Raw genomic sequence first — 18,777 nt, forward strand, 5'->3', positions numbered from 1 at the left:
CACAAAGGATACACACCGGACGAACACTGTGTCGTTGCTCTCGAAGGGCGGGCGGCGTATACGACCCTGCCGCCTTGCCCGGAGAGGAGAAAACGGGCGCTCACGGCGGCGCGCGTTGGAGGCGCGGGAAGCGATGGTCGAAGTTCGCATGCCACAGCTCGGCGAGAGCGTGGTCGAAGGAACCGTCTCGCGGTGGCTCGTGCGCGAGGGCGATTTCGTCAAGCGCGAGCAGCCGCTGCTCGAGGTTGCGACCGACAAGGCAGACACGGAGATCCCGGCGCCTATCGCGGGTCGTGTCTCGCAGATCGCGGTGGCCGAGGGGACCGTCGTCGCCAAGGAAGGTCTGCTCTGTCGGATCGACGAGACGGCGCAGGGCGAGGCCCAGGCGACGGCCCAGCGCGCGAGCGCGCCGCCGGCGCCGGCGCCGTCCGAAGCGCGGGCCGCCGCGCCGGCGCCCGGCAGCAACGGGCACGACGAGAGCGCCCGCCCCCTGACGAGCCCGTCGACGAAGAAGCTCGCGCGCGAGTCGGGCGTCGATCTGCGCGACGTGCACGGGACGGGCGATCACGGCCGGATCACGCGCGACGACGTGATGCGCGCGGCGCACGGCGCGTCGGCCGAGCCGGCGCCTCAGCCGAGCGCGGCGGCCCAGCCGGCGAGCGCGGCCGCGGAGCTGTCGCAGCTCATCCAGGCGAGCGGCGGGTTCGTGCCGCCGGTGCCCGGCGTCGGGTACGGCGCGTACAAGGTGCCGCCCTACTCCCCGAAGCCCGGCGACAAGGTGGTGCCCTTCAGCCGGCGCCGCCGCATCACCGCCGACCACATGGTCTATTCCAAGGTGACGTCGCCGCACGTGGTGACGGTCGCCGAGGTCGACCTGCACGAGACGTCGAAGCTGCGCGACCTCCACAAGGACGAGTTCAAGAAGGCGGGCGTGTCGCTCACGTTCCTGTCCTTCATCTGCGCCGCGGCCGTCCGCGCGCTGCGCGAGCACCCGGAGTTCAACGCTCGAGTGCTCGAGAACTCGTACGTGGTGCTGCGCGACGTCAACCTCGGCGTGGCGGTGGACACGCCCGGCGGCCTCATCGTCCCGAGCATCAAGCACGCGGACGAGCTGTCGCTGCGCGGCATCGCGAGGAGCATCGACGAGCTGGCCGGGCGCGCGAAGTCCGGCAAGATCACGGCCGACGACCTCGCGAACACGACCTTCACGGTCTCGAACCCCGGCCTCAAGGGGAACCTCTTCGGCGGCGCGATCATCTCGCAGCCGAACGTGGGCATCCTCCGGATGGGGGAGATCAAGAAGCGCGTCGTGGTGGTCACGAAGGACAAGGAGGACTCGATCGCGATCCATCCGGTCATGTTCCTCGCGCTCTCGTACGACCACCGCATCATCGACGGCGTGCTGGCGAACTCGTTCCTCTGGCGCGTCACCGACATCCTCACACGCGGGGAGTTCGAGGTATGAGCGCGACAAGCGAAATTCAGGGCCTGCGGCCGCTCGGCGAGGTCGATCCGGAGATCGCCGAGCTGATCCGCCTGGAAGAGCGGCGGGAGGCGGACACGCTCCGGCTCATCGCGAGCGAGAACTACGTGTCTCGGGCGGTGCTCGAGGCGACGGGCTCGGTGCTGACGAACAAGTACTCCGAGGGGTACCCGCAGAAGCGGTATTACGAGGGTCAGCAGCAGGTCGACGTGGTCGAGGAGCTCGCGCGGACGCGGGTGGCCAAGCTGTTCGGGGCCGACCACGTGAACGTGCAGCCCTACTCCGGCAGCCCGGCCAACCTGGCCGTCTACCTCGCGTTCGCCCAGGCGAACGACACGATCATGGGCCTCGGCCTGCCCGCGGGCGGGCACCTGACCCACGGCTGGTCGGTGAGCATCACCGGGAAGTACTTCAAGAGCGTCCCGTACGGCGTTCGCGAGAGCGATCACCGCATCGACCTGGATCAGGTCCGCGACCTGGCGCGCGCCAACCGGCCGAAGCTCATCTGGTGCGGGACGACGGCGTACCCGCGCACGCTCGACTTCGCCGCGTTCCGGTCGATCGCCGACGAGGTGGGGGCGATCCTGGCGGCGGACATCGCGCACATCGCGGGGCTCGTGGCCGCGGGGGTGCACCCGTCGCCGGTGGGCATCGCCGACGTGGTGACGTCGACGACGCACAAGACCTTCCGGGGCCCGCGCGGCGCGATGATCCTCTGCAAGAAGGAGCACGCGAGCGCGATCGACAAGGCGGTGTTCCCCGGCCTCCAGGGCGGTCCGCACAACCACACGACCGCGGCCATCGCGGTCGCGGCGAAGGAGGCCTCGGAGGAAGGTTTCCGGGCCTACGCGAAGCAGATCGTGGCGAACGCGCAGGCGCTCGGGCGCGCGCTGGAGTCGCGGGGCTTCCGGCTCATCACCGGCGGGACCGACAACCACCTGCTCCTCATCGACATGACGCCGAAGGGGATCGCGGGCAAGCCGTACGCGCAGGCGCTCGATCGCGCGGGCATCGTGGCGAACTACAACTCGATCCCGTTCGATCCGCGCAAGCCGTTCGACCCGTCGGGGCTCCGCATCGGCACGCCGGCGGTGACGTCGCGCGGGATGGGCGTCGCCGAGATGGAGCGCCTCGCGGCATGGATGGATGAGGTGGCGCAGAACGTGAACGACGAGGCGCGCATCGCGCGCATCGCCGCCGAGGTCGCGGAGCTCTGCCGCGGCTTCCCGGCGCCCGGCATCCGGCTTTAGCTGGCCGGCGCTGCGGCGAGCCACGGCGCCGCCACCGAGGACGCCATGGAGAGCGATCTCCTGGCGTCCTCGGCGTTTTTGTGGCCGATCCCGAGGACGCCACGGAGAGCGATCTCCCGGCGTCCTCGGCGCCCTGCCAGCGTCACTTCACGTAGAGCTGCGCGGCGGCGACGCCCGAACCGGCGGTGGCCTTCACGATGTACTTGGCGTTATGCCGACGGGGAGCGACCAGCGGTAGCAGTTGCCTCGACCGCCGAGCACGGCGTTCGAGCCGCTCGAGTTGTCCTGCGCCAGCACCGAGGAGCCCATCGGGATCGGGGTCAGCGCGACGAGGCTGATGTCGAGCTCGGTGATCCCCGCGCCGACGCCGACGATCGTGTAGCACTTGCCGGGCATCAGCTGGATCTGCTGCTCGAGGGTCTGTCCGGCGCTGAACTGCCCCGCGATCGGCCCTCCCTCCTTCGTCATGCCGGGCGCCTCGGTCGCAGCGAGGTTGTTCAGCGGGATCGTCGCGGCGGAGGCGAGGTTGGGATCGATCGCCGACGCGCTGCCGGAGCTGCTCCCGCCGCTCGGGGCCGGCTGCTGCCCGCCGGTCTGCTGGCCAGGGATCGGGAACGGCCAGGGAAAGCCGCCAGGCTGCGCCGTCGGAGCGGGCTGCGTCGTCGTCGGGGCAGGCTGCGTCGGGGCGGGCTGCGTGGGGGCAGGCTGCGTCGGGGCGGGCTGCTGGTACCCGGGCTGCTGATACCCCGGCTGCTGGTACCCGGGCTGCTGATACCCCGGCTGCTGGTACCCGGGCTGCTGATATCCAGGCTGCTGGTACCCGGGCTGCTGATACCCGGGCTGCTGATACCCGGGCTGCTGGTAGTAGCCGGGCGGGGGCTGGTTCGCGTAGCTCGGCGGCGTGGACGCCTCCCGCTGTTGACAACCAGCAGCGAGGGCGACGGTGAGGACCAGGGCGGGCAGGACGCCAATCGTACGGAGCAAAAGAACCTCCTCGAATTTCCGGCAGAACGCCGCGTTCAATCTCACTGACGGGCTCGCGACGCAACGGGTGGCTCGCGGGGAGCTCCCCGGCGCGCCCCCCGAAGCCCGCTCAACCGAGCTCCAGGTCCGTCCGCCGGATGTCGCTTTGGACGTGGCACGCCCTCGCTTTCATCGCGCCCATCCGACGGATTGATGCTGTTTCTGCCATGATTTCCCGGGTTATTGCGGCCAGGCGCGGCTGGCCGGGGCCAAAAAGTGAGGTAGCCTACGGCATGACCGACCACGGCTCCCGAGCGAAGCTCGATCGTCCCGGAGAGTTTGCTCAGTGGTTCCTGGAACGAGAGATGCTGGCGAGCGCCGGCATGGGGATCGCGGCCGACAGGGCGCGGCTGCACCTCGGACGCGCGGTCACGTTCCTGGAGCAGGGGATGCTGCGCGAGTCGCTGGTGGAGGCGAACTCGGCCGCGTACCTCGATCAGGCGATCCGACCCGAGGCGCTGCTCATTGCGCGCATGTGCATCCTGCGGGAGTTCGTGGGCGAGCCCGGCGGCTGAGCGGCGCGGCGGCGCGAGGGGGCGAACGCCCGCGCCGGCTTGCCTGCGGGCTTGCGCCGCCGGCGCAGCCGCGCAAGACGCCTCGCACATAGCCCCCGCCCTCTGGCGGGTGTATGAGCGCCGCGAGCACAGCTGTCCCAACGAGGGGTCCGCGGCGTGCGGCAGGGCTGTGCGCGAGGAGGCCGCAGATGACGGTGACGGGTAGGTCGTTGGGTTCAGCAGTGCTCCTGGCTCTCTGGGCGGCAGCGCTGGGCTGCGGCGGCAGCAGCAAGGAGTCGGAGTTCGCGGACGACGCCCCGGACGCGGGGACGCCGCCGCCCCCGCAGCCGACAGCGTCCGTGCCGCCCCCGGACGCCGGCCTGCCCCCGGTCGCGGCGCCCACGGTGGCACCCTGCGATGGAGTCCAGTCGCTCGCGATGACCACCATGTTCCAGGGCCGCGCCGCCGGCGAGGCGCCGAAGATGCAGCCGGAAGGGGCGCCCGTCTGCAGCGTGGTGCCCGAGGGACAGACGGCCTCGGGGCAGACCTTCATGCTCCAGCCCGGCTATTGCTATACGTTCCTGGCGCAGGCGCTCCCCACCGTCACCGAGGTGGACATCCAGCTGGAGCTCGATCTGAACGCCGGAGGGCAGCCAGGGCTCGCTGCGTTCAACCTGAAACCGGTGCTCGCCGTCGACTCGGACACCGGCCCGACAGCCGCCATCGGAGCCAAGCAGAGCTGCTACCAATGGCCGTTCCCCATCGCGGCGACGGCCAAGCTGGTTGTCAAGGCGCGCACCGGCTCGGGACCGGTGGCGGCGCAGGCCTACAGCCGCAAGAAGTGAGCTGACCTCGCCGCGGGGGCGGCGGCGGCATCAATCCGCCCGGCCCCCCGGCGGCGGCGCGCGTTGCCGGCACGCGACGCGGGCCGCCCCGCTGCGCGCTGGACGCCCTTCCGCCGCCCCGGCGATGGTGCGCCGAGGCCATGGAGCAAGAACGGCCACGTCGCCGTGGCCGCCCTGCGCTCCGCTGGGAGATCCCGTAAGACTACAGGAGCGCGTCCTTGATGGCCTTGATCGGCCGAGCGCGGACCGACTTGCTCGCCGGCTTCGCGGCAAAGGTCATCGGCTGCTTGGTAAACGGGTTGATCCCCTGGCGCGCCTTCGTCGCAGGGCGCTTGACCACCCGGAACTTCGCGAAGCCGGGCAGCGTGAACACGCCCGACTTCTTGAGCTCGCGATGACCGATCGTGATGAGGGACTCGAGAACGTTCTTCACCTGCTTGCGGCTCAGCTCATCACCGGCAGCTTCGGTGATGGCCTGGATCAGGCCGCTCTTGCTCAACGTCTTCTTCGCGCCGCCCCCGGCCGTCTTCTTACTTGCCATGGCACTCTCCTCGGACATGAGCTCGCGCGCGACACCTCGCCGCGCACAGCCTCAGTGAACCTTACACACGACACAGGACAAAAAAAGACAAAAATGCGGGGAGAAATAGCGATTTCTGAGACGGGGCATCGCGCGGACCCCTGAAAGACCGCGCCGGAGCGGTGCGCCAGAGGGGGAACCAGCCGCCGGGAAGGGCGGCGGCGCGGCGCCATCGCGGGCCGGAGAGCGTCAAAAAACGCCTGGAGTGGCGCGGTTTTGCACGCTCCACGTCATGCGCGCGCCGCCTGGGGCGGCCGCGCAGGCGGCCGCCGCGACCTGGGCATACCCGCGGAGACGCGCGGGACAAGCCCTCAGCCGGCGCGCAGCTCGTCGAGGAGCGCCCGGGCTGCCTCGAGCGAGCCGTCCTCCGAGACGGACTTGTCGAGCATCAAGCGCGCTTTCCGGCGGTCACCGGCCGCGAGCGCCATCGCCCCGAGGTGGTAATAGGCGAGCGCCCGCGCGGCGGGCGTCGTGCCTCCCTCGCCGGGCTCGGGGGAAATCTTCATCAGGGTGACCGCGCGGTAAGCGCGCGCGGCGATGTCCTCTTCCCCCAGCCCGAGCGCGCTCTCGCCGAGCTCCATGGCGAGCTCGCCGTTCTGAGGATCGTTTTCGAGCGCCCTCGTGAGCGCCGTGAGCGACTCGTGCAGATTCCCCTCGGCGTCCTCGATGCGCGCGACGCGGTGGTAGACGGCGCCGAGGTGCCGCGAGCGGCGCCCCTTGGCAGCCACGATGAGCTCGGCGGTGACCGCGCGCGCCTCCCTCGAGTCGCCCGCGGCGATCAGCGCGTCGACGAGCAGCAGGGCGACCTCGTTATCTTCCGGGCGCAGGGAGCGCGCCTCCCGGAGCGCCGCGGCCGCCTGCGCGGCGTCGCCGACGTCGAGCAGCAGGCGGCCGGAGGCGACGAGGAGCGTGAAGCGGCCGGCCACGTCGGAGGCCGCGGCGGCGTCCTCGAGCGTGATGGCGGCGAGCTCGCGGTTCGCGCCGATCTCGGCGTAGAGCGCGCGCAGGCGGTCGCGGATCTCGGCGTTGCCCGGCGCGGCGCGGAGCGCGCGCTCGAGCCCGCCGCGGGCGTCGCCCAGGTGGCCCGCGCGCGCGCACGCGCCGGCCAGGAGGAGCGCCGTCGCGACGAGGGCGTCGCCCTCCTCGAGCGCGATGAGCCTGCGGTAGACGGCGCTCGCGGCGTCCCACCGCGCGGCGGACTCCTCGAGGCCGGCGAGCGCCTTGAGCGCAGCGCGGTCCTTGGAGTCGGCGTGGAGCAGATCGCCGAGGTGGGCGCGCGCGCGCTCGACGTCGCCCGAGCGCGCGAGGATCTCGGCGAGGCGCAGCCGGAGCGCGCGCGGCGAGGCGGCGCCCGCCCCCTCCGCCGCGGCCTCGCTGGGCGCGCCCGCGGCCTCGGCCTCGGCGGACCGCGCCGCCGCGCGCGCGAGCGCCCGCTCGAGCTCGGCGACGAGCTCGGCGGCGTACTCGGCGCCGCCGAGCGCGTAGGCGCGCTCGAGATCGGCGAGGGCGCGATCGCCCTGGCCGAGCGCGCCGTGGACCTCGGCCCGCGCGCGGTGGAGCCACGGGTCGTCCGGGCTCGCCTCGAGCGTCGCCGTGAGCGCGCGGGCCGCGCGGGCGTGGTCGGAGACCGCGCCGCACGCGTCGATGAGCGCGATCAAGACGTCGCGATCCCCGGGCGCGACGCGGAGGGCGCGCTCGAGGAGCTCGGCCGCCGCCGCGGCGTCGCCCGCGCGATCGCGGAGGATCTCGGCGGCGCGGCAGAGCGACTCGACGCGCGCCTCGTCGGCGTCGGCGACGTGCGCCGTGAGCACGTGGAGCTCGGCGAGGGCGTGCCAGGCCTCGCGGGCCGCGTAGCGCGACGCGAGCTCCTCGCGGAGCCGGTCGTTCGTGGGGCAGACGGCGTACCCGGCCTTGAGGGCGGCCTCCGCCGCGGCGTCGTCGCCGCGCGCGCCGTGCAGCTCGGAGAGCTCCAGGGCGAGCTGGGCCGCCTCGCCGCCCTGCTCGGTGCGCAGGAGCTTCTCGAGCGCGTCGGTGAGGTCGTCCGCGTTGTCGCGCTTCCGGCTGAGGCGCACGAGCGCGCGGAGCACGTCGCGGTTCGCGCCGTCCCAGTCCGCGGCCCCGAGGTAGACGTCACGCGCGCCGCGATCGTCGCCGCGCTGCTCGAGGAGGGCGCCGAGGCGCATCGAGAGCGACGCGATCGAGGCGACGTCCGCGCGATCCTTGGCGGCGTCGAGCTGCAGCGCGAAGAGCTCGCCGAGCTCGTCGGTGCGGCCGGCCTCCTCGAGCATCGTGGCGAGGAGGATGGCGGCCTCCACCTGGGTCGGATCCTCGTCGAGGATGTCGCGGAGCAGGGCCGCCGCCTTCTCCGGCGACCCCTGCGCGAGGAGGCGCGCGCGCTCGAGGCGCAGCGCGCAGCGCTCGGAGAGATCGTCGACGAGGGGCGCCGTCTCCTCGAGCAGCGCGGAGAGGCGCGCGGCGTCGCCGCTCCGCCGGTACACGCCGGCGAGGGGCGTCCAGATCTCGCGCTCGGCGGGCTCGCGGGCGCGGAGCTCCTCGTAGAGGCGCGCCGCGCGGACGAGGTCGGCGAGCGGGCCGGCGGCCAGCTCCGCGGCGTGCAGGAGCAGCGCGCGCTCCTCCTCGGGCGCCGAGGCGCGCGCGGCGCGCTCGGAGAGCCACGCGGCGGCCGCGAGATCGCCGGCCTCCTCGCGGAGCTCCGCCAGCGCGACGAGCGCCCACGCGGAGCCGGACGGATCCGACGAATCGGACGAAGACCGCGCGCCCGAGCCGACGATGCGCTGCAGGATCGACTCGGCCAGCTCGCGATCGCCGAGCGCGCGCGCGGTGCGGACGGCCTCCTCGAGGACCCCGGGGCCCTCGACCTCGGCGAGGAGCAGCAGCGCGTCCACGAGTGCGCGCGGCCGCCCGCTCTGCCGGGCGAGGCGCTCGAAGAGGCGGATCGCCCGCGGGTTCCTCGGATCGGTGCGGAGCGCGTCGCGCAGGATCGCCTCGGCCCGGTCCGGATCGGCGTGGAGCTCGAGCGCCTCTTCGAGGAGCGAGATCGCCTGATCGACGTCCGCCGCGTCCGCCGCGAGCAGCGCGGCCAGGCGGTACCGCGGCCCGGCGCGATCCGCGCCGCCCGCGGGGGCGGCCGGCGCGTCGGCGAGGCCGATGCGCTTGCGGAGGACGTCCGCCTGCGCGGCGCGGTCGCCGAGGCGCTCGTAGATGGCCTCCAGCGAGCGCCACAGCTGCTCGATGTCGGCGCCGGCGTCGCGGCCCGCGCGGTCGTGGAAGGGCGCGCCGGCCGCGATCTTCGCCTCCGCGCGGCGGTAGACGGCCGCGGCGCGCTCCTGATCGGCCGGCGAGAGCTCGAGGGCGCGGCCGAAGCGGAGCAGGAGCGCGACCTCGTACGGCTCGGAGGCCGCCCGGGCGACGAGCCGCTCGACGACGTCGACGTACCGCTGCGCCTGGCCCGAGCGGCGCGCGAGATCGAGGGCGGCGTCGTGCGCGGCGCCCGCGCCCGGCGTGAGATCGAGGACGCGCAAGCGGGCCGAGAGCGCGAGCTCCGGGCGATCGAGCGGGCCTTCGTAGAGCGACGCGAGCTCGCCGAGCGCCGCGGCGGCGTCCTCGGTGGGCTCGAGCGCAGGGCCGGCGAGCCGCGCCTCGAGGGCGCGCGCGAGCAGGTCGTGGCGCCCGCGGGAGCGCAGCGCGGCGAGGAGCTTCTCGTGCTCGGCGTCGCTCTCGCGCGCCGCCTCGAAGGCGGACTCGACGTACTCCGCCTCGCGGTCGGGCGCCCCCTGCCGGCGCGCGATCTCCCCGAGCGCGAGCAGGACCTCGGCCCGGCTGAACGAGGTGGCCGACGGGAGGCCCACGCTGGAGCGCGTCGGCGGCATCGTGCTGCGCCGCGCGCCGACGAGCCCCTCGCCCTCGTCGCGGGGCCGGCGCGCGACGAGCAGCAGCGCGCGGTAGGCGCGGTGCGCGCGCTCGAGCTGGCCGTCCTCGAGGGCGAGGCCGGCGAGGCCGTGGAGCGCGTCGGGGTGCGCGGGGTCGACGCGCAGCGCGAGGTCGAACTCCGCCATCGCGCGGGCGCGATCGCCCGTGGCGAGCGCGACCCGGGCGAGCTCGTAGTGGACGAGCGCGCGCTCCTTGGGGCGGCGGGCGCCGAAGTCGGCGATGATCCCGCGCAGGGCCGCGGTCGCGTCGTCGGTCCGGCCGGCGGCGGAGAGGGCGCGGCTCCGCGCGAGGCGCAGCGAGAGGTCGTCCGGCGCGAGCGCGATGGCCTCGTCGAACAGCGGGATCGCGGCGGCGGGCGAGCCGCCGCGCGTGAGGTAGAGGTCCGCGGCCTCGCGGAGGAGCGAGAGCCGGGCCGGCGCCTCGTCGGCGCGCGCGGCGTCGCCCGCGATGAGCGCGGCCAGGGCGCTCCACGCGCCCGACGCGCGGTAGAGGTATGCGAGCCGCTCGCGCAGCGGCGCGGGCTGCGCGGCGCGGGGCAGCGCTCGCTCGAGGGCGGCGCGGGCGCGATCGGGCTCGCCGGCGGCGAGGTACGCGTCCGCGAGGCGGAGCGCCGCCTGGTGCAGCTCCTCGGGCCCTGCGCCGGCGCAGAGCCGCTCGAGCGCCTCGGCGGCGGCCGCGTGCTCACCGCGGCGCGCGAGCAGCCGGGCGAGCGCGTCGAGCGCCTCGACGGACCCGATGTCCGCGGCGCGGCGGTAGCTCGCGATCGCGCGCTCGGGCTCGTTGAGCTCGTGCTCGGCGAGGGACGCCGCCTGGAGCCAGAGCTCGGCGGCCGCCCCGCCGGCGTCCGCCGACCCGCGCGCGGCCGCCTGCTCCTCGCGGAGCAGCATGAGCTCGCGGTGCAGCCCGCCCGCCTCGAGGAGCGAGGCGAGCCTGTCGACCGACGGGCCGTGCCCCGGGCTCTCGGCGAGGTTCAGGCGGAGCAGCGCGATCGCCTCGGACGCGCGCGTGGCGTCCGCGAGGAGCTCCGCGGCGTCGTAGCGGAGGGCGACGCGGCGCTCGAGATCACCAGAGACCTCGATCTGCAACTCGCGCAGGCGCACGAGCTCCTCGCGACGACCGGCCGCACGGAGCAGCGCGGCGAGGCTCTCGCCGATCGGCTCGTCCGTCGGATCGTCCGCGAACAGCCCGCCGTAGAGGGCGATCGCCTCGCCGGGCTCCGCCGCCTCGGCCGCGACGCGCAGCAGCCGGCGCCGCTCGCTCGGCGCGAACGGGAGCGCGGCGCCGCGCCGGCACAGCGCGACGATCTGCGGCCCGTCGCCCGCGCCCGCGAGCATGCCGACGAGCGCGTCGATCGCCCAGAGGGCGGCGCGCGAGGCCGGCCACGCGCCGGGCCCAGGGGGCTGCCCCGCCTCGTCGCCGAGGCGCTGCACGGCGATCTCGAGGAGCTCCGCCGCGATCTCGCGGGCCCGCACAGCGTCGCCCGCGTCGCGCGCCGCCTCCACGGCCTCGCGGTAGAGGGCGAGATCGTGCCCGGTCGCCGCGGCGAGCCGGAGCAGCGTCGGGACGAGCGATGGCCCGCGCCGCCGCCGCAGGAGCTCCGCGAGATCGAGCAGGATCGCGCGGTTCGCCGGGTCGTGGAGGAGCGCGCGCTCGAAGGCGCGCTCGGCGGCGTCCTCGTCGGCGCGCGCGTCGCGGTGCCAGCGGCCCACGCGGGCCGTGAGGTCGCGGAGCGTGGCGGCAGGGACGTCGCCGCGGCGCTCGAGCTCGGGCAGCGCGTCGGCGATCGTGTGCCAGCGGCCCGCGAGGTCCGTGAGCCGCAGGAGGCCCTCGGGCGGCTCGGCGCCGGGCGACAGGAGGAACGCGCGGAAGGCGAGATCGAAGGCGCCCTCCCGGTCGTCGCCTCGCTCCTCGAGGAGCGCCGCGGAGGCCTTCAGGATGGCGACCCGCTCGGCGTCCGTCCCGGCCGCGGCGAGCCGCGGTTCGAGCAGCGCGATCTGGCCGCGCCAGTCGTCCGCGTCGGCGCAGATCTCGAGCAACGCGCCGACGGCGGCGACCAGCGCGCCGCGGTGCTCGGCCGACGCCGGGTCGATGCGGCGGAGCAGCTCCTCGAGCCCCGCGCGCGGCGCGGGCGGGCGCGCGGCGCGCTCGCCCACGCCGTCGGCCGCACCGCCGCCGCCCTCGCCGCCCGCGCGGCGCGCGTCCCGCTCGGCCTCGTGCGCGCGGCGGTAGCCCTTCACCGCGAGCTCCCACGCGAGCGTGCGATCGCGGTGCGTGTCGCCGAGGCGCTGGAAGAGCTCCACGCTGCGCGCCGCGCCCGCCCCGCCGGGGAGCGCGCCGGCCGCGGACGCCTCGACCTCGAGCAGCGCGACGAGGTCGCCCCAGCGCTCCGCGCGCGTGTAGAGCGCGGCCAGCGCGTCCCCGCTCTCCGGGTCGGGCGCGAGCTCCTCGCGGATGCGGCGCCAGGTGGCGATGGCCTCGTCGGCGTCGCCGAGCTCGCGCTCGAAGAGCCGCGCGACGCGCCCGAGATCGCGCCGGCCGCCCGCGCCGCCGCGCACGGCCGCGCGGCGCTCCAGCACGGCCGCGAGCTCGCGGTACCTCCCGCCCTCCTCGAGGAGCGCCGCCAGGCCGTCGAGCGCCGCGAGATCCTGGCGGTCGTCGACGAGGCGCGCCGAGTACGCCGCGATCGCCCGCGCCTCGTCGCCGAGCCGCGAGGAGGCGAGCCGCGCGAGCTCCCCGAGGGCCTCGCGCCGCGCCGCCGGGTCCGTCTCGATCGCGGCGAGCGTGTCGAGCACGTCGCACCGCTCGGCGACGCGGTCGCCCTCCGCGAAGAGCCGATCGAGCGCGCGGGCGGCGTCCCGCGCGGCCTCCGCGTCGCCGCTCGCCTCGGCGAGCGAGAAGAGCCGGCGGAAGAGCGCGATCGCCCCGTCGGCGTCGCCGAGCCGGTCGCGGCGCAGGAGCGCGGCGTCGCGCACGAGCGAGAGCGCCTGCCGCGCGTCGCCGGCGCGCGGCTCGGCCGCGGCGAGGACCTCGGCGAGGCGGTCGTGCCGGCCGAGGCGCTCGGCGAGCTCGGCGAGCTCCGCGCGATCGCCGGCCTCCGACGGCCTGAGCTCGACGAGCTCGGCGAGCCGCGCGAACGCGCCCGGCTCGTCGCCGAGGGCGTCGCGGCGGAGCCGCACGATCTCGCGCAGCAGCGCCGGGCGATCGCCGACGTCGGCGCCCTCGAGCTGGATCTCGAGCACGCGCACGAGGTCCGTTGGCCTCTTCTCCTCGCGGTAGTGCTTCGCGAGCAGCGCGGCCGACCGCTGCCTCGCCGCGCGGGTATCGAGCGCGCCGGCCTCGCCGGCGGGCGCCTGCTCAGGCGGCAGCGCCCCGAGGATCCGCTCGAGCAGCGCGAAGGCGCCGACGGAGCGCGGCGCCGCGCGGACGGCGCGCGGCTCCGGGGGCGCGTCGAGGAGCTCCTCGACCACGGGGAGCGCCGACGCGGCGTCGCCGACCCCCTCGATCCAGAGGAGCGCGACGCGCTCGCGGAGCCGATCCGCGGCGTCGCCGGAGAGCCTCGGCAGCTCGGCCGACAGGAGATCGATGAGCGGGCGGTGCCTGCCGTGCCGCTCGTAGAGCCGCTCGAGCGCGGCGCGGGTGCGCGCGTCGTCCTGGAGCGGGAGGAGCTGCTCGAGGTAGCGCATCGTGCGCTCGCCGTCGCCGGCGAGGTCGCGCGCGACGGCCGCGGCGTCCTCCAGGAGGAAGACGCGCTCGTCGGCCGCCGAGGTGCGCTCGAGCATCGCGTCGTAGAGCGCGAACAGGTCCTCCCAGCGCTCGGCCGCGTTGTAGGCGAGCTTCAGCCGCTCGAAGCCCCAGAGCGAGCCAGGCACGAGCTCGACGAGCCGGCGGAGCAGCGCGAGGGCGGCCTCCGGCGCGTCGAACCACTCCTCGTGGTGCTCGACGGCCCGCCGGCCGATCTCCTCGACGATGTCGGGCGGGAGCGCGGCGCCCGCGTCGAGCGCCGCGGCGTGCGCGGCCGCGACGCGCTCGGGCTGCTTCGCCCTGCGGCCGAGCTCCTCGAGCCGATCCCAGAGGTCGAGCTCGCCCGGCAGCTCGGAGACCGCGCGCAGGGCGACGTCGAGGCCGCGCGGCGCGTCGTGGTCGTGGTGCTCGAGCAGGCGCTCGAACCAGCCGCGGCGGACGGCGGCGCGCTGCGCGGCCGCGAGGCTGCCCGCGTCGAGCGCGGCGCCCGGCGCGGCGTCCGCCGGCGAGCTCGCGAGGAGCGCCTCCAGCAGCGCCACGCGCGCCTCGGGGTCGTCGACCGCGTCGCACGCGCGCTCGAGGAGGAGCGCCGCACGCGCCTGCGTCTCGGGGCGCCCGAGCGCGCGCTGCACGATCTCGAGCACCGCGGGCTCGATCGTCCCGGCCTCGATCGCGGGCGCGACCGCGTCGAGCGCGTCCGCCGGCCGATCCAGCCGATCGAAGAGGAGCGTCGCGAGCTCGACGTCGAGCGCGACCCGCGCGCCGCCCTGGCTCCGGTCGCGGCGCACCGCGAGCACCTCCGCCGCGCCCTCGTGATCGCCCACCTCGGCGAGGAGGCGCCCCCGCGCCGCCAGCGCGTCGTCGTTCTCGGGATCCGCCTCGAGCAGCCGGGCGTAGAGCGCCGCGGCCGCCGCGCGGTTGCCGATCTCCTCTTCCCACGCGGCCCACGCGGAGAGCGCCCGCGGGCGCTCGCCCTCGCGCCCGCGCTCCACGAGGAGCGTGAAGAGCCAGCGCCGGTCCACGCGGCGCGCGAGCGTGTCGGGGCTCTGCGCGAGGAACGCGCGGAACGCCTCGAGCGCGGCGGCGTCGAGCGCGCCCGGCGCGGCGTCGCCGTCGTCCTGCGGCGAGAGCAGGCGCCGGTAGACGGACGCGGCGTCGTCCTGCCGCTCGGGATCGGCGGCGAGCACGCGCGCGAGCGCCGCCTCGATCGCCCGGACCCGCGCCGCCGCCTTGCCGGCGGGCGCGCTCCCCTCCCCCTCGGCCCTCATGCGATCACGGAGATCGAGCGCGGCGTCGACGAAGCGCGACGTCGCGCGCGCCCGGATCGCCGCGTCCTCGAGCGCGGCGAGCGCTGCGAGCGCCTCGTCGTCGGACGCCGCCGTCTCGATCAGGACCTCGCAGACGGCCGCGAGCCGTGCCCAGGCTCCCTGACCGCGGTAGAGCGCCGCGAGGCGAGCGGCGGCGTCGCGGTGCTTCGGCGCGACGGAGAGCACGCGCTCGTAGAGCTTCTGCGCCCGCTCCGGATCCGCGAGCGGCCCCTCCGCGAGCCCGGCGGCGCGCTGCCAGGCCGTCACCGAGGCGTCGAGGTCGCCCGGAGCGGCCTGCGCCGCCCGGGTATCGGGCGCGTCGGGCGCGTCGGGCGCGCGGATGCCGAACGCCGCGAGCTCGCCGAGGCGCTCCAGCCAGAGCGCCTCGTCCTGCGGATCGCCCGCGGCGGCGACGCGCCGCTCGAGCACCTCGCGGAGCAGCGCCGCGTCGCCGGCGGACAGCGCGAGCGCCTCCATCGCGGAGAGCGCGGCGCCCTCGATCGCCGCGCCGCTCGCGAGGATCGCGCGGTAGTGCGCGACAGCGCTCGGGACCTCCCCGCCCCTCGCCGCAGCGTCCGCCATGCGCAGCTCGTGCGCGACGCGCGCGTCGGGCGCCACGCCCGGGAGCCGCTCGGCCAGCGCGCCGTAGAGCGCGCCCCACGCGCCGCCCGCCGCGTACGTCTCGAGCAGCGCCTCGTACGCCGCGTCGTCGCCCGGGTCGTCCTTGATGGCCGCGCGGTACGTCGCGGCCGCCCCGGCGAGGTCGCCGACGTCGCGGCGCTGGATGGTGCCGATCGCGTGCAAGAGCTCCCGCCGCCGCGCGGGCGCGCACGGCTGCGCGAGCGCCTCGCGGTAGAGCGCGAGCCGCTCCTCGGGGCTGCCCTGCTCGCGCAGGAGCGCGTCGACGCGCGCGATGAGCTCGAGCGACGAGGGCTCGAACGCGAGCGCGCGGCGGTAGAGGGCGAGCGCCTGCGTCACGTCGCCGCTCGCGAGCAGCGCCTCGCCCGCGCGCCGCGCGAGGTGCGACAGCGCCGGGCTGTCCACCGCGCGATCCCCGAGCGCCCCCGCGAGCGCCGGCGCGCGGCGCGCGGACTCGCTGCCGTGCTCCGTCAGCCGCTCGACCTCGGCGACCCACCGCGCGAGCCTCTCCGGCGCGTATGCGGTCGCGAGCGAGAGCCCGCGCGCCGAGAGATCGAGCGCCTTCTTCGGGTCCCTGAGCTCGCGCTCGGCCACGGCGGCCGCCTCCTCGAGCGCCGCGAGCCTGCCCGACACGTCGGCCGGCGTCGGCGCGGACGCGCCCGGGGCCCACGCGACGGGCCCGAGCTCCGCCTTCGTCTCGAGCACGCGCACGAGCAGCGGCGCCGCCTTCTCCGCGCGCGCGATCGGCTCCAGCACCGCGCAGGCCGCGAGCCGCTGATCGTCGGTCAGCAGGAGGTGGGAGCTCTGCCGCGACGACTCCGCGCCGGCGGCGCCGTTGCCCGGGGGCGCGCCCAGCATCTTCTCGACCGCGAGCCGGCTCGATCGGTCGGCCGGATCGAGCGCGAGCGCCTGGCGGTACGCGGCGATCGCGCCGGCCGGATCGTCGAGCCGCGCCATGCGGATCGCGCCGATCCGGGCGAGCACCGAGGCGCGCTCCTGCCCCGCCGCGAGCTCGGCCTCGGCCTCGAGGAGCGCCTCGAGCTCGGCCCAGCGCCGCTCCTGCTCGAGCAGCGGGATGAGCCGCGCGTGCGCCTCGCGCGACGCCCCGAACGCCGCGAGGTAGCGGCGCCAGGCGGCGACGGCGGCGGGCAGATCCGCGAGCCGGGTGCGCAGCTCGGCCGCGCGGAAGGCGAGCTCCCGCGCCGCGCGGCGATCCGGCTCCGCCTCGGCGCGCCGCTCGAGCACCCACGCGAGGCCCTCGTGCGCCGAGGTGGCCTCGTACAGCCGCTCGAGCGCGGCGAGCGCGCCCGGCTCGCGCGAGGAGCCCGACTCCGCGAGCCTGCGGTAGGCCGCGATCGCGCCCGCGGCGTCGCCGAGCTCCTCCTCGTAGAGCCGCGCGAGCCGCTCCGCCGCGGCCTCGCGCGCCTCGGCCTCCGGCTCGGCCCCGGCGAGCCGCTCGAGCGCGCCCGCGAGCCCGCGCGCGTCGCGCTCGCGCTCGCAGAGCTTCGCGAGCCCGCGCGCGGCGCGCCGCACGGCCGCGTCGTCGGGCTCGCCGTCGAGCGCCTGCTGGAAGGACGCGCGCGCCTTCCTGCCGTCCCCGAGGCCCTCGTACAGCTCGCCGAGCTCGGCGGCGATGCGCGCCTTGAGCGGCTTCTCCTTGGCGCCGGACGACGCGCGCACGAGCACGCGCGCCGCGTCGGCCTGGCGGTCGAGCGCCGACGCGAGCGCCACGAAGCGCTCGCGCACCGCCTCGTCGGACGGGTCGACCGCGAGGATCTGCTCCGACAGCGAGAACGCCGACGCGAGATCGCCGAGCCGCTGGAACTGCAGCTCGACGAGCCGCTTCTGCACCTCGACGCGGCGCGGCCCGCGCAGGTTCTCGATCTGGAGGGCCATCATCCGCGCCGCCTCCTGGGCGTCCCCGCGGCGCGCGTGGGCCGCCTCGAGCGCCGCGGCCGCGCGCACGAGGACGGTCTTGCGCGCGAGCAGGGCCTCACCGGCGCGGAGGGCGGCCTCGTGGTCCGGGTTCTGCGCGAGCACCTCCTCGACGTGCGGCAGCGCCCGCTCGATCTCCTTGAGCGGGCCGCTGTAGAGGTCGATGAGCCGCGCGCGTATCTCGAGCGCGTCGGGCGGCGGCGCCTCCGCGGTGAGCGCCTGCTCGAGCATCCTCGCGATCTCCTGGTGCCGCCCGGCGCGCGCGTAGCGCGCCTCGAGCTCCCAGCGCGCCGAGGAGTCGCCCGGGTCGACCTTGAGGATCTGCTGGAGCAGCTTGATCGCGCGCTCCTCGTCGCTCGCGCCGTTTCCGCTGACGTCGATGAGGTCGAACGCGCGGTGGAGCAGCGACAGCTGCTCGGCGCGGTCCGCGCGGTGGCCCGCGGCGAGGGCGTAGAGGTCCGCGAGCTTCGGCGGCTCGTTCGCCTCCTGGAGGATGCGCTCGAGCCGGAAGAACGCCTCCTGGTGCGAGGGCAGCACGGAGAGCGCCCGCTCGAGGTAGGGGCGAGCGCCGCCGGGGTCGCCGAAGGAGTCGGCGAGGAACTCGGCCGCGCGCACGAGGACCTCGGCCTGGGCGGCCTGCGGGAGCATCCCGAACCGCCGCTCGCCGACGAGGCGCTCGTAGGCGAACGCGAGCTCGGAGAACCGGTCGTGGCGGGCGGAGGCCTCGTGGAGCTTCGTCCAGAGCTCGGGGTGCAGGCTCCCCTTGGCCGCCGCGGCCACGAGCACGTCGAGCGCGGCCGCCTCGTTGTCGATCCCCTGCTCGAGCGCGGCTTCGAGGTTGTCGATACGGAACGAGACGCGCGCGCTCTTCGTGTCCTGCTGCATGTGGATCCGGACCTCGGCTGGCGGTGGTGCAAGGGGCCGGCGTGCCGGCGCTGCCGTCGAACCTGCGCCCGCAGTGCGCTGCGGAGCGCTGCCCAAGGTAACAGGAGCGTTTCCCAAATGGGTAAATGGGCTCGGGGACGGGGCCCTGGCTCGGGCGGGAGGCCCGATCGTCGCGGGCGGCGGCCCTGCGCAGCGCGGGAGGCGCGGGAGCGTGAGGGAGGGTGGAGTCGAGCACTGGCGGAGCAGAAGAGAGGAGGAGATGCGACAGCGGTGGCACGCGCGTTCGTCCTGGTGGCCGCCCGCGGCGGGCTGCACGGCCGGGCTGCGGCGCCGAATGCGGGAGGGACGGGCTCACGGAGCTGCTGGGGTCGGCTGTACGGTTCGGTTGCAGGGCACGCGCGCGCACAGCGCCTCGATGGCTGCGGCGCGAGGTGGATCGGAAATAGGGGAGCGGAGCCCGCAAGACCCGCGGCCGTTTGGCCGCCCTCGCCGTCACCGCGAGGAGGGCCCTCTCGCCGCCGCCTGGAGCCCCGGGGCAATCGGCCCGGCAGGCGTCCTACGCGTCACGCGCGCCCCGCGTCGCCGCCGCTCAATCCTTGAAGATGTCGAATTGCTCGTGATAGCCCAGCGGATCCCTGCCACGG

General features: G+C 75.8%; 7 protein-coding genes. 4 read left to right on the forward strand and 3 right to left on the reverse strand.

The window, feature by feature from the left end; translation table 11 throughout:
- The first annotated feature begins 133 nt into the window (after positions 1 to 133).
- Both POL72_RS13205 and glyA read left to right on the forward strand, forming a co-directional pair.
- Positions 134 to 1,465, forward strand: coding sequence for a dihydrolipoamide acetyltransferase family protein (locus tag POL72_RS13205; protein ID WP_272095540.1), 1,332 nt, complete (start codon positions 134 to 136; stop codon positions 1,463 to 1,465).
- Positions 1,462 to 2,733, forward strand: a complete 1,272-nt coding sequence (gene glyA, locus POL72_RS13210; protein ID WP_276596436.1) for a serine hydroxymethyltransferase — start codon at positions 1,462 to 1,464, stop codon at positions 2,731 to 2,733. Before POL72_RS13205 ends, glyA begins: the two co-directional genes overlap by 4 nt.
- A gap of 192 nt (positions 2,734 to 2,925) precedes the next feature.
- Here the strand turns inward: glyA and POL72_RS13215 are convergent, their stop codons facing one another.
- Positions 2,926 to 3,717 (reverse strand): hypothetical protein, encoded by a 792-nt coding sequence (locus POL72_RS13215; RefSeq protein WP_272095541.1) that lies wholly within the window; start codon positions 3,715 to 3,717, stop codon positions 2,926 to 2,928.
- 272 nt (positions 3,718 to 3,989) lie between these two features.
- Here POL72_RS13215 and POL72_RS13220 point away from each other — a divergent pair, with 272 nt between their 5' ends.
- Together POL72_RS13220 and POL72_RS13225 are read left to right on the forward strand one after the other, a co-directional pair.
- Positions 3,990 to 4,271: a hypothetical protein gene (locus POL72_RS13220; protein WP_272095542.1), complete on the forward strand. Its 282-nt coding sequence runs from the start codon at positions 3,990 to 3,992 to the stop codon at positions 4,269 to 4,271.
- Positions 4,272 to 4,492: 221 nt separating this feature from the next.
- Entirely contained in the window at positions 4,493 to 5,095 is a 603-nt protein-coding gene (locus POL72_RS13225) for a hypothetical protein (RefSeq protein WP_272095543.1), read from the forward strand.
- 202 nt (positions 5,096 to 5,297) lie between these two features.
- Here the strand turns inward: POL72_RS13225 and POL72_RS13230 are convergent, their stop codons facing one another.
- Together POL72_RS13230 and POL72_RS13235 are read right to left on the reverse strand one after the other, a co-directional pair.
- Positions 5,298 to 5,636 carry an HU family DNA-binding protein gene (locus POL72_RS13230; RefSeq protein ID WP_012239209.1) on the reverse strand — a complete coding sequence of 113 codons (339 nt, stop codon included), beginning with the start codon at positions 5,634 to 5,636 and terminating at the stop codon, positions 5,298 to 5,300.
- A gap of 350 nt (positions 5,637 to 5,986) precedes the next feature.
- Positions 5,987 to 18,133 (reverse strand): tetratricopeptide repeat protein, encoded by a 12,147-nt coding sequence (locus POL72_RS13235; protein ID WP_272095544.1) that lies wholly within the window; start codon positions 18,131 to 18,133, stop codon positions 5,987 to 5,989.
- Between the last annotated feature and the right edge of the window lie 644 nt (positions 18,134 to 18,777).

The sequence above is a fragment of the Sorangium aterium genome (assembly GCF_028368935.1).
In the GTDB taxonomy this organism is placed as follows: Bacteria; Myxococcota_A; Polyangia; order Polyangiales; family Polyangiaceae; genus Sorangium; species Sorangium atrum.